This is a genomic window from Rhodanobacter aciditrophus (assembly GCF_050026795.1).
Lineage (GTDB): Bacteria > Pseudomonadota > Gammaproteobacteria > Xanthomonadales > Rhodanobacteraceae > Rhodanobacter_A.
Genome location: NZ_JALBWP010000009.1, coordinates 366,170 through 377,360, shown reverse-complemented (window position 1 = coordinate 377,360; position 11,191 = coordinate 366,170). Strand labels below are relative to the sequence as shown.

Here is an 11,191-nt window from a genome sequence, read left to right as displayed (position 1 = left end):
ACGCTCAACGATCCAGCGGACTCAGTACGCCGTGCCTGCCGCGGTTGAGCACGTGCGTGTAAATCTGCGTGGTCGCCACGTCCTTGTGGCCCAACAGTTCCTGGATGGTCCGCAAGTCATGCCCTGCCTCCAGGAGATGCGTGGCAAAACTGTGGCGCAAGGTGTGGCAGGTGGCCGGTTTCACGATGCCCGCCGCGTGCCGCGCCCGCTTGATCGCGCGCTGCAGGCCGGCCTCGTCCAGATGGTGCCTGCGCAAGGTGCCGTCCAGCGGATCGCGCGACAACGCGGCCGAAGGAAACACGAACTGCCAGCCCCATTCGCGCCCCGCCTGCGGATACTTGCAGGCAAGCGCATGCGGCAAGCGCGCCTCGCCATGGCCCGCGGCCAGGTCGCGCCCGTGCAGCAGGCGGGCATGCTCCAGCTGCCGCTGCAAGGCCTCGCGCAGCGTCTGCGGCAGCGGCACATGGCGATCCTTGCCGCCCTTGCCGTCGCGCACCACGATCTCGTTGCGCACGAAATCCACGTCCTTCGCGCGCAATCGCAGGCATTCCATCAGCCGCATGCCGGTGCCGTACAGCAAGGCGCCCATCAGCCAATGCGTGCCTTGCAGCATGCACAGCAACTGGCGCACCTCGTCGGGTGCCAATACCACCGGCACCCGGCGCGGGCGCTTGGCGCGCACCACGTCGTCCAGCCATGGCAATTCCACCTCCAGCACCACGCGATACAGGAACAACAACGCCGCCAGCGCCTGATTCTGCGTGCTGGCCGCCACCTCCCCCTCGGTGGCCAGCGCGGTGAGGAACGCCGTCACCTCGATACCGCCCATGTCGCGCGGATGCCGCTTGCCGTTGGCCAGGATGTAACGCCGGATCCAGCCCACGTAGGCCCGCTCGGTACGCTGGCTGTAATGCCGCACCCGGCAGCAGGCCCGCACCTGATCCAGCAGACGCGGCGGCGCTGACGTCGCGGGCCCCTTCTGTCCGATTACCACACCACTTTGTCCCTGATAACGCATACCGCCCCCGGGATGCCGGATAACACCGCGAGGCTGCGTCCGGCCGCGGCACCAAACCAGCAGGCAAGTGATTGATGCAGCGTAGGGATTCGCCGATTGACAGTGCCGAGGCAGCCCGCCACGATCCTGTTACCGCCCCCGATGTGGGGCAGAAATGTAGTTAGCTGTGAAAGAGGCCGTCACATTGAAAGCCTGCCCGTTCTGCAAGGCAAAGATTCCAATCTCCTTTCTGAGTCTATGCGTACTCCCAAGAATGTATAAAATTCCAAGGTGGTCAACTCGTTGCTTTCGTTGTGGGGATGAGGTATTTGCTCCGCGAACATGGGAATGTGTCACTGTCCTGGTAGCCATATCTATGCTGGGCGTCGCATGTAACTTCGTTATCCCATATCATCCACATCCACCATTTCTTCTTGTCGCATTTGCAACGGCGCTCTTTCTCCTGGCGCTATATCTTCTGACTGGTGTTCTACGCATACTTACGTTGCCATATATCAAACTTGTATGCAGCTAACAGTTCGTTCAAGGCGGACGGCTTCGCCGCCGCTTAACTCCAGCGTTAGGCACCAAACATGAAACTCATCTGCCCGAGTTGTCGCTCCCACATTCCCGACCACCAGTTGCGCGCGACTCCTGCACATCCTCGCGGCGAGGTTAGCTGTCCGAATTGTGCTGCTGTAAGCGCGCTGCCCACCCTCAAATATTGGCCGGCCATTGTGGGTTTAGGTGTCGCCATTGCGGCTCTTCTTTTTCGCGACTCCCTCGGCACATCTCACTTGGTAAAATTAGCCGTGTTACTCGCCTCTACCGCGGCAATTCTCTCCATAGTCTTTTGGTCACACAAAGCCGGCAAGCTCGCGCGATGCGCCGATGCTGCCTAACAACTTGTTCAAGGCGGACACGCTGACGCGCGCCGCTTAACTCCAGCGTTAGGGCTCATGAAGCTTACCGTCGCATTCCTCACTGCGATCTTAGTGCCCGTCGGTCTCATGGCCGGTTGGTATCTATGGGGGCAATTCGCAATATTCAAACCGGACGATCCATACATTTGGATCCGCACCGGACACTTCTTGATTCTTTGCGCGCTAATCTCGGCTGCCTTCGTACTAGCGCTAGGCATCCCGGCCTACCTTTTGCTTCGTTGGCGCAACGCAGTTCGCTGGTGGTCCACTATCGCTAGTGGTTTCGTCTTGGGTGCGGCTCCAATTGCCATATTTACTTGGCCGCTTCAGTATCCCAAGGGTGCGTCCGCAAGCTTTGATGGCATCGCCACCCTGGTCAACGGCACACCTACTTTTGCGGGATGGCTGCAATACCTAGAATCGGTAGCGTTCTTCGGTGCTTGCGGTGCGGCTTCTGCTACCGCTTTTTGGCTCGTCGCACGGCGCCCTAACCATTCGTTCAAGGCGGACGGCTCCGCCGCCGCTTAACTCAAGCGTTAGGCTTATGCCACCAAAGCCGGAAGCACCATTCGTTCCGAGGTCAACGAGCTTCTTAGAGCGCGGCCATTTTTGGTCAATATCGTTACCCGACGGGACATTTGGCGCAGGTTGCGTCGTCGGCCAATGCATTCGGCGCGGCAAAGTGCAATCAAGGTCCTTCATTGCAGGCGTAGTCGCATGGCATGGCGATAAGCCGCCACTTGCTCCTCAACTATCCGGGCTCGGCATCTATTCCCTTGGGTTCGCACATATCAAGGCCATCACTTGTTCAGGTGGCAGCGTGCTCGGCAAAGCTTCGTTGCAATTTGGCAACCTTCCATTGCGCGCGGATTCGCTCACAATTCCAACCTGGGGTTACAACGTTCCCGTTTTGCTTGCTTCAAAGTTCGCGGCCACAAGCGCCTAACTATGCACTCAAGCGGACCTGCGCGGTGTAAGCTGCTCGCGCGATCACACACTTCGGCCGCGCAGGCCTCTTAGCTTGAGCGTTAGGCGCAAGGTATGTTTCCTGGCAAAGGATGGTTCAAAAAGGCATGCGTGCTGCAGCTAGGTGCTTTGCTCGCCTGGTTTCTGCCGTGGTGCTACCTACGCACGGCTGCATTCCTTGCTGGCCCACCTTACGGAGACTTGTATGCCCAAACGTGGTCGTACCAGCTTCTTATGGGCACGCTGTGGTTGGCGTGCCTCCTTGCAGCCTTCACAATGGTTCTCGTGCTCGAGGCTAGCCTGCTCAAGCTCTATCGCATCGTGCGTATTGGCAGGCGTCGCAGTGGGCGCGCCTAACCACTCATTCAAGCGGACGCGCGTAACGCGCGCCGCTTAACTCCGGCGTTAGGGAGCAGGTGAAAGGTGATGGCTAGTTCGAGATTCTTGTTCCTCGCTGTTTTTGTATTCCTGCCGTCAATTTCCGCGGCTAGAACAACCGCAGAGCAGGCGCGAACTATGCCCATGCGGCAGCTTGCTCAAAAACTTCTCGGCGAGTCTGGCTCAGCGATGATAGATGTTGATCGTCCACGCTTTGAAGGAATTTTGGAGCCAGTTCGTTTCTACAGCCACGCAACGGTGACTGGCTCGCAATTTGGCATGTGTGGTGCAGATTGGGTCACCATCGGGTTTGACGAGAAAGGCGACGTTGAAACCGTATCGGCTCAAAGGCGATATGGGGTGGCGGGTGATATCTATCGGCCCCCGGGGAAATGGAGCTACGACGAGTCAGGAAAAATATGCGCCTCTGTAACCTCGACGAGGAAGTACTTTCCTGCCCCAGATTCGCAGTCGGCACTAGAAATTGCTTGGTATGTCGATGCCATCTCAGGCAACGGACCATTTGCCAAGCAGAGCTTCGGCTATAGCTGCACTGGGCTTTGTTCAAAAAGTCGCGGTGATCTCAAATGGCTAAAGTTGGATAAAGTTGCCTCAACCAGGGCCATAGACTGTCCAAAGTCGAGTTTAAAGCTACCATCCTGTTTTGAGGCGGTTGTCGGAGAGAACAAAGTCGGTCCATTCCCCAAGACATTTCGAATCTACGGATCGACTTACATGAATAAAGTGATAGTATCCAATGTGGTCGTTGATGTTGGCTCCACCCTTGAGTAGCCTGCGCCCTAACCACTCGTTCGAGGCGGACGGCTACGCCGCCGCTCAACTCAAGCGTTAGGACTCTCATGCCGGTTAACGTCGTAGCGAAGCAAGAGATCACCGTCGGCACAGATCAGTTTGTTGAGGGCGCCGCCCTAGATGGCCCCTTTGTAGTTGTCTTCGAAGACGACGGAGACACAGGCTACTTTTATGCGCTTGATCGGTCTCAATCTGGCCACCCCATCCAAGACGCCATGCATATCTACAACGTTGCAAACGTCACCGACAAGCATCTTCCATCCATTGTTGAGCTCGGCTGGTCTTCCGACAACCAAAAGGCAGTGCTGCTCATCAATGACTACGCCCACGCCATCTTTGATTTCTCCGCCAAGCGCGGGTACTGCCGCACGGGCTTCCCACCGCCGTCTGCGAGTAGCGGCTGGCAGGGCCATGACTGGGACGATTCCGCATCTAAGCTATTCGCGTGAGAGTCCTAACCACTCCGTAAGAGACTTCCGATCAACCCCGGGCGCATGATGCTTTTGCCCCGGGCTTTCGGGCCATTGCCGGTTATCGTGTTGTCTTCCGATTGCGCGTGAAGCTGTCAATGCGATGCGGTTTCAACGGACGCCAGACTGCATTTCCGTAAACGGTCTTGTGGGGCCGATGCTGCCGACCTGACGCCCCAACTTTTGAGTAGCACGTTGGTTTGGAGGTCAATTCCCAACCGAGGGAGATTGGACGTGAAGAAGCGGCTTACCGGAGAGCGGGTCATCGGCTTCCTGCGTGGGGTGAACGCCGGCATGCCTTGAGACTTCTCGTGGCTGGATCGCCGTAGTCGACCCTGCTGCCGCAGGACCGCGATGCCCAGACGAGCACGGCAGGCCACCTGCAGGCAGGCATCGGCGAGGGCGATTTGGGCCTACAACATGTCCCGGTTGCAGTATGTCGCCTTCTCGAACTCCGCGACGTTCGCGGCGATCCGGCCAACGCCAGGAAACATGTCCGCCAGCTCGCTGACGATCCGCCTGGAGAGATCGGCCCGCTGTTCGACGGTTCGCCCTCCCATGATGTGCGAGAACACGTGGATGAAGTCGTCCTTTCCACCGCCGACGGCGTAGACCCCGAACGGGTGCACCCGTACCTTGATGTCGGGCTCCTTGAACAGCCCCGTGGCGTTCACGGCGCGGTGCAGGCGCAGGAGGATCTCTTCCTCGCTGCGCTGGCGCAGTATCCCCTGCGAGCAATCGACCACGAAGTGCGGCATGGCTTCTCGTCATCCTGAGCTGGGGAGGGAGGTCGCTTCACGCGGCACGATTGACGCGTGCCCGGCCGGCATGGGGAGGCTTCCGTCCGTGGCGACCCTGGCAATGAAGCCCCTTGCCTGCCGATCCTAGGCTTCCCGGCGTGCGAGAAAAAGCGAGTAATTCGAGGGCGACACTTTCGAATGGCTTACCGGTGCAGCGAGAGGCTCGGCTGATCAAGCCTCGCCGTGCACGCCGGGCCCCGAGGCCTGCGTGCGGGTGGCCGAGGGCACGGCGTCCCGGTGGCTTCGTCCGTTCCGATGAGTGCACCGGAAACGTGGTAGAACCCTTCGTCCAGGCGGACGCGCTGACGCGCGTCGCTTGCCTCCAGCGTCAAGCCGCACGTGAGGACGCTTGCCATGCAAAAGCACAAAGGTTCGTGTCACTGTGGACGTGTCACCTTCGAGTTTGACGGCGACGTGAGCGCTGCCATCGAGTGCAATTGTTCCATCTGCCGCATGAAAGGCGCGCTCTGGCACGGAACCGACGATGCGCACTTCCGCATCCTGTCCGGTGAGGCCGATCTCGGCCTGTACCAGTTCGGCACCATGACGGCCAAGCACTACTTCTGCCGAAGTTGCGGTGTCAGCCCCTTCAGCCACCCTCGAATCGCACCGGCCAGATGGGTCGTGAATCTGCGGTGCGTCGAGGACATCGACCTGTCCAGTCTCAAGATTCACCCGTTTGACGGACAAAACTGGGAGGCCGCTGCCCAGCAGCTCATGCAGGCGCGGGCTGCGGGTGCGGCCTGACCATTCATGTGTGGACACCTCGTACGACCGGCCCGAGGTGTCGTGGCGGTTGCAGCCGGGCGGGTGAACTGGTTGCGGTCGCGTAGTCGGCCTCGGGGTGGGCGCGTGGCGCCCGCGGATCGCGAGGCCATCGTTCGCAGCGGCCTCGCAGGCTGGAAGAGTCGTCGGCCCGGCTCGGTCGACCTGCGCCGGAAAGACGTAGCCCCTCGGGTGACGGGTTCGGTCGCGAACCTGCCCGGCGCCGCGGGCCGAAGGAGCCGGATGCGCGCCGCTGCATCCAGATGCCATGCCGCTGACCACCACCCCGCAGTGTCCGGAGGAAACATGCAACGTCGCTGGTTTGCTTCCTGGGGCTGGGTGTACCGTCCCGTTTCGTGGCAGGGCAACGGCCTGGTTCTCCTCGCCGCCGCCTTTTGCGTGAACGTGTTCCTTGCCGTGGATCGCCATTCGCACTCGGTGAGCGATACGCTGTACGGCATCTTTCCGTTCGTGGCGCCGGCGCTCATGGTGCTCAACTGGGTGGCATCGAAAACCAGCGGCGGTGCGCGCTGATGGTTCCGCACGAGGCTTCGTTCAACACGGGCGGCCTCGCCGCCGACCGGCCCAGGCGTCAGGTGCCGCCGACATGAGTGCCGCGGATTCCCCCGCTCCACGCCTGGCTTCCTGCAGCTGCGGCCAGCTGCGGGCGCGCGTGTCCGGCGAGCCCGTGCGCACAAGCGTCTGCCATTGTCTGGCGTGCCAGCGCCGCACGGGCAGCGTCTTCGGGATGCAGGCGCGCTTTCCGCGCGCGGCGGTCGCCATCGTCGGCAACCGCGCGGAGTACGTCCGGGTCGGCGACGAGGGCGGCCGGACCACGTTCGGTTTTTGTCCGGCATGCGGCGCCACCGTGTACTACACCGGCGACAGCGCCGACACCATCGCGATACCCGTCGGCGCCTTCGCGGACCCGGCGTTCCCCGCCCCCACCGTCTCGGTGTACGAGGAACGCATGCACTCCTGGGTCCGCATGCCGGACGAGGTCGAACACACACCATGAGGCCGGCAGCGATGACCATGACATTCCGCGAGGCAGCACCATGACCGCAATGACTCCCGACCGTTTCTTCGCCGAGCAGGGCCCGGTCGACGGCACGGGCGAGCCGGACCGCACGCTCTGGATAAGCGAGGCGGGCGGCCTTACGCAGTTCGGCGCCTTCATCGAGATCCTGCAGCCGGGCTCGCGCTCGTCGATCAAGCACTGGCACAGCGCCGAGGACGAGATGGTCTACGTCCTGGAAGGCGAGATCACCCTGCTCGAAGGCGACACGCAGACGCTGTTGCGACCGGGAGACGCCGCGACGTTTCGCGCCGGCGAGCCGGTCGGCCATTGCCTGGAAAACCGCAGCCGCGGCGTGACGCGCTGCCTGGTCGTCGGCACACGGGCAGCGGTCGACCGGATCACCTACCCGGACCACGACCGCATCTGCCACCGCGACCGTTCGCTGCCGGACGACATCTGGACAAACGGCGCGGGCGAGCCGGCGACGAGTCCGTATGCGTAGCGCGGTGGCGGCGGGCCGGACACCGGCACGCCCCCGCGCATCGCGCACGCCAGCGCCGTGCAGGCGGCGGGCGGAAACGCCCGCACGCGGTGGCCGATGCCAGACGCGATGCGCAGCGGCAAGTCGGCGTCGACCACGGCCGCCCTCGCCTGCGCGGCGGGCTATCCGCTCCTGCTGACGGTCCTCGGGTGGTCGTCCAGCCCGTTCAACCCGCTGCCGTGCTGGGGCCTCGCCGCGGAGCATGGCGCATTGGGGATCGAACACCTGTCGCTCGTCGCCGCCGCCGCGCTGGCGGCGCTGCCGTCCGCGCTTGCGTCGCGGTTCGCCGCGGCCAGGCTCGCCCGCCCCCTGCTGCTCGCGTCCGCGCTGTCTGCCGCGCTGCCGTATGCGCTGCAGCGCCCGCATCCGTTCGCGTCCAACGACAGCTGGCTCGCGAACTGGACGTGGCAGCTCGGCGCGCTGGAGGTCGCACTGGCGCCGCCGCTCATGGCCGGCGCGGTCGCGCTGGCCGCTTGGCGGTGGCGCCGCGCGCAGTGAGAATGCCGCTGGACACCGGATGGCGGGCGAACCCATGGCTACCGACCAGGACTTCATCGATTACGTGGCGGAACAGGTCGCGCTGGGCGAGCGGCTCACCCACAAGAAGATGTTCGGCGAGTACGCGCTGTACGTCGACGGCAAGGTGGTCGCCTTCGCCTGCGACAACAGCCTGTTCGTCAAGCCGTCCGACGCGGCGGCCAGCCTCGCGCCCGGGCTGCCGCAGCGTCCGCCCTATCCCGGCGCCAGGGATTATCCGGTCGCCGACGAACTGCTGGACGACTCGGACACGATCCGCCGGCTCGTGCTGGCGACGGCCGAGCTCATGCCGGTTCCCCGGCCCCGCAAGGCGGCCGCGCCGCGCCGTCGCGGCCGGTGATCGTTGTGCGGCCGATCCTTCGTACGGACGGACGCTCCGGCGCACTCCGCCCGGTGTGGGCGGACACCTCGCACGATGCCGCCGGGCCCGGTTCCGGGCACGCCGTTCAACGCCGTCGCGCCCATGCACGCAAGGAGTGATCCGGTGCCAACCCGCTTTCTTCTCCACCTGCGGCACGACTGGCCGCTCGCCGCGGCGGTGCTCGTGCTGGCGACGCTGCTTGCCTACGCGCTGCTCTCCGGCGCGATGCCGACGAACCAGGGCCGCGTCCTGCGCTCGCGCGAGCCGGCCGCCTACTGGCGCTGGCTGCGCCGGCTGTCCGTGCTGTTGCTGCTGGCGATCGCGGTGCTCGCCGGCTCCTTCCTGCTCGGTGCCTAGCGGCATGTTCCCGTAGCATGGATTATGCGCGAGCTTCACCCCCGGCCCGGCAAGCTGGGCGGTGCATCGACACGCGTCCGCAACATCGTGCGGGCGCAGCGCCTCCACCGCGCGTCGCCTGCGACGCATCCATCCGACACGGAGCAGACCCCGGCTCATGACGACCCCCGCTTCCGACGCCCTGGTGTTTTTCGGCGCCACCGGCGACCTGGCCTACAAGCAGATCTTCCCCGCCCTGCTGGCGATGGTGGCGCGCGACGGGCTGGACATGCCAGTGATCGGCGTGGCGCATGCCGGCTGGTCGCTGGAGCAACTGCGCCAGCGCGCGCGCGACAGCGTGGCGGAGGCGGCGCAGAAGGCCGGCAAGGGCGTGGACGAGGGAGCCTTCGCGAAGCTGTCCGCGCTGCTGCAGTACGTGGACGGCGACTACAACGACGCCGCCACCTTCGCGCAGCTGAGACAGGCGCTGGGCGGCGCGCAGGCGCCGCTGCACTACCTCGCGATCCCGCCCTCGCTGTTCGGCACGGTGGTGAACGGCCTCAAGGCGGCCGGCTGCGCGGACGGCGCGCGCGTGGTGGTGGAGAAACCGTTCGGCCGCGACCTCGCCTCGGCGCAGGCGCTGAACCGCACGCTGCATGCGGTGTTCCCCGAGTCGTCGGTCTTCCGCATCGACCACTACCTCGGCAAGGAGGCGGTGCAGAACCTGCTGTACTTCCGCTTCGCGAACAGCGTGCTGGAGCCGGTGTGGAACAACCGCTACGTCGACCGCGTGCAGATCACCATGGCCGAGCAGTTCGGCGTCGATGGCCGCGGCAGCTTCTACGAGGGCGTGGGCGCGATCCGCGACGTGCTGCAGAACCACCTGCTGCAGGTGACCTCGCTGCTGGCGATGGACGCGCCGATCGGCAGCGACCCCGCCGCGCTCAACGCCGAGAAGCTGCGGCTGTTCCGCGCGATGCGCCCGCTGGCGCCGGCGGACGTGGTGCGCGGCCAGTTCAGGGGCTACCGCGAGGTATCCGGCGTGGCCGCGGATTCCGACGTGGAGACGTTCGTGGCGCTGCGCCTGGCCATCGACACCTGGCGCTGGTCGGGCGTGCCGTTCCTGATCCGTGCCGGCAAGAAGCTGCCGCTCACCACCACCCAGGTGATGGTGGACATGAAGGCGCCGCCGCTGTCGGTGTTCGACGCGATCGGCGCGCCGCAATCGAACTACTTCCGCTTCCGGCTCAGCCCGCAGGTGGTGCTCGCCGAGGGCATGCGGGTGAAGCGTGCCGGCGAGGCGATGCAGGGCGAGCCGGTGGAGCTGATCGTCCATCACCACAGCGGCGTGGAGATGTCGCCCTACGAACGCCTGCTGGGCGACGCGCTGCGCGGCGACAATTCGCTGTTCACCAGCGACGCCTGCATGGAGGCGGCGTGGCGCGTGGTGGACCACGTACTCGACCACAAGGACGCGGTGCACCTGTACGAGCCCGGCAGCTGGGGTCCGCCCGAGGCGGCCGCGCTGGCCGGTGACGAAGGCTGGCACGACCCGCAGCCGGAGGCCACGCAGCCATGCTGATCGACACCGTCGCCCCCGAGCCGCTGGTGTTCCTGCTGGACGTGGACGATACCCTGCTCGACAACGACCGCTTCGCCGCCGACCTAGGCGCCGAGCTGGAGCGCAACTTCGGCGCCGCCGAGCGCGACCGCTACTGGGCGATCTACGCCGAGCTGCGCGACGAGCGGGGCTACGCCGACTACCTCGACGCGCTGCAGCGCTTCCGCCGCGGACTGGACAACCACCCCGCGCTGCTCGCGATGTCGGGCTTCGTGCTGGACTACCCGTTCGAGCTGCGGCTGTTTCCCGAGGCGCTGGAAACCGTCGCCCATCTGCGCACGCTGGGCCGGCCGGTGATCCTCTCCGACGGCGACGTGGTGTTCCAGCCGCGCAAGATCCGTCGCGCCGGCCTGTGGCAGGCGCTGCAGGGCGACGTGCTGGTCTACCTGCACAAGCAGCACATGCTGGACGCCATGCAGGCGCGCTATCCCGCCGCCCACTACGTGATGGTGGACGACAAGCCCGACCTGCTGGCCGCGATGAAGCGCCAGCTGGGCGCGCGCCTCACCACCGTGTGGGTGCGCCAGGGCCATTACGCCGCGACCGCGGCGGAGCAGCGCATCGAGCCCGCGCCGGACCTCGCGATCCCGCACATCCGCGCGCTGCAACAGCGTAAGCTTGAAGACTTCCTGCCGGACGCGGCGAACGCCGCCACGGCCTGA

The 11,191-nt window shown here is 64.6% G+C and carries 14 protein-coding genes; 12 read left to right on the top strand and 2 right to left on the bottom strand.

Annotated elements, in window-relative coordinates; all coding sequences use genetic code 11:
• Positions 1–4 precede the first annotated feature (4 nt).
• Entirely contained in the window at positions 5–1,018 is a 1,014-nt protein-coding gene (locus ACQGNW_RS04855) for an integron integrase (RefSeq protein ID WP_426661988.1), read from the bottom strand.
• Between the two features lie 938 nt (positions 1,019–1,956).
• Here ACQGNW_RS04855 and ACQGNW_RS04850 point away from each other — a divergent pair.
• The 3 genes from ACQGNW_RS04850 to ACQGNW_RS04840 all read left to right on the top strand — a co-directional run bounded on the left by ACQGNW_RS04850 (position 1,957) and on the right by ACQGNW_RS04840 (position 4,526).
• A complete protein-coding gene (locus tag ACQGNW_RS04850; RefSeq protein ID WP_426661987.1) occupies positions 1,957–2,448 on the top strand; it encodes a hypothetical protein in 492 nt (163 codons plus the stop codon).
• 960 nt (positions 2,449–3,408) lie between these two features.
• Entirely contained in the window at positions 3,409–4,056 is a 648-nt protein-coding gene (locus ACQGNW_RS04845; RefSeq protein ID WP_426661986.1) for a hypothetical protein, read from the top strand.
• 68 nt (positions 4,057–4,124) lie between these two features.
• Positions 4,125–4,526: a DUF2251 domain-containing protein gene (locus tag ACQGNW_RS04840; protein WP_426661985.1), complete on the top strand. Its 402-nt coding sequence runs from the start codon at positions 4,125–4,127 to the stop codon at positions 4,524–4,526.
• Between the two features lie 434 nt (positions 4,527–4,960).
• On the opposite strand, the gene ACQGNW_RS04835 is transcribed toward ACQGNW_RS04840, so the two are convergent.
• Positions 4,961–5,305, bottom strand: coding sequence for a 5-carboxymethyl-2-hydroxymuconate Delta-isomerase (locus tag ACQGNW_RS04835; RefSeq protein WP_426661984.1), 345 nt, complete (start codon positions 5,303–5,305; stop codon positions 4,961–4,963).
• 396 nt (positions 5,306–5,701) lie between these two features.
• On the opposite strand from ACQGNW_RS04835, the gene ACQGNW_RS04830 reads away from it, so the two are divergent.
• The 9 genes from ACQGNW_RS04830 to ACQGNW_RS04790 all read left to right on the top strand — a co-directional run bounded on the left by ACQGNW_RS04830 (position 5,702) and on the right by ACQGNW_RS04790 (position 11,191).
• A complete protein-coding gene (locus ACQGNW_RS04830) occupies positions 5,702–6,094 on the top strand; it encodes a GFA family protein (protein ID WP_426661983.1) in 393 nt (130 codons plus the stop codon).
• Between the two features lie 324 nt (positions 6,095–6,418).
• Positions 6,419–6,646 carry a hypothetical protein gene (locus ACQGNW_RS04825; RefSeq protein WP_426661982.1) on the top strand — a complete coding sequence of 76 codons (228 nt, stop codon included), beginning with the start codon at positions 6,419–6,421 and terminating at the stop codon, positions 6,644–6,646.
• 73 nt (positions 6,647–6,719) lie between these two features.
• The gene (locus ACQGNW_RS04820) at positions 6,720–7,130 is read left to right on the top strand and encodes a GFA family protein (RefSeq protein WP_426661981.1); all 411 of its coding nucleotides are present in this window, start codon (positions 6,720–6,722) and stop codon (positions 7,128–7,130) included.
• Between the two features lie 40 nt (positions 7,131–7,170).
• A complete protein-coding gene (locus ACQGNW_RS04815) occupies positions 7,171–7,635 on the top strand; it encodes a cupin domain-containing protein (RefSeq protein ID WP_426661980.1) in 465 nt (154 codons plus the stop codon).
• Positions 7,636–7,743: 108 nt separating this feature from the next.
• Positions 7,744–8,172 carry a hypothetical protein gene (locus tag ACQGNW_RS04810; protein WP_426661979.1) on the top strand — a complete coding sequence of 143 codons (429 nt, stop codon included), beginning with the start codon at positions 7,744–7,746 and terminating at the stop codon, positions 8,170–8,172.
• 34 nt (positions 8,173–8,206) lie between these two features.
• Positions 8,207–8,551, top strand: coding sequence for a TfoX/Sxy family protein (locus ACQGNW_RS04805; RefSeq protein WP_426661978.1), 345 nt, complete (start codon positions 8,207–8,209; stop codon positions 8,549–8,551).
• 144 nt (positions 8,552–8,695) lie between these two features.
• Positions 8,696–8,929 (top strand): hypothetical protein, encoded by a 234-nt coding sequence (locus ACQGNW_RS04800; protein WP_426661977.1) that lies wholly within the window; start codon positions 8,696–8,698, stop codon positions 8,927–8,929.
• 157 nt (positions 8,930–9,086) lie between these two features.
• Positions 9,087–10,490 carry a glucose-6-phosphate dehydrogenase gene (gene zwf / locus ACQGNW_RS04795; RefSeq protein ID WP_426661976.1) on the top strand — a complete coding sequence of 468 codons (1,404 nt, stop codon included), beginning with the start codon at positions 9,087–9,089 and terminating at the stop codon, positions 10,488–10,490.
• Positions 10,484–11,191 carry an HAD family hydrolase gene (locus ACQGNW_RS04790; protein WP_426661975.1) on the top strand — a complete coding sequence of 236 codons (708 nt, stop codon included), beginning with the start codon at positions 10,484–10,486 and terminating at the stop codon, positions 11,189–11,191. The genes zwf and ACQGNW_RS04790 overlap by 7 nt, the downstream gene beginning before the upstream one ends.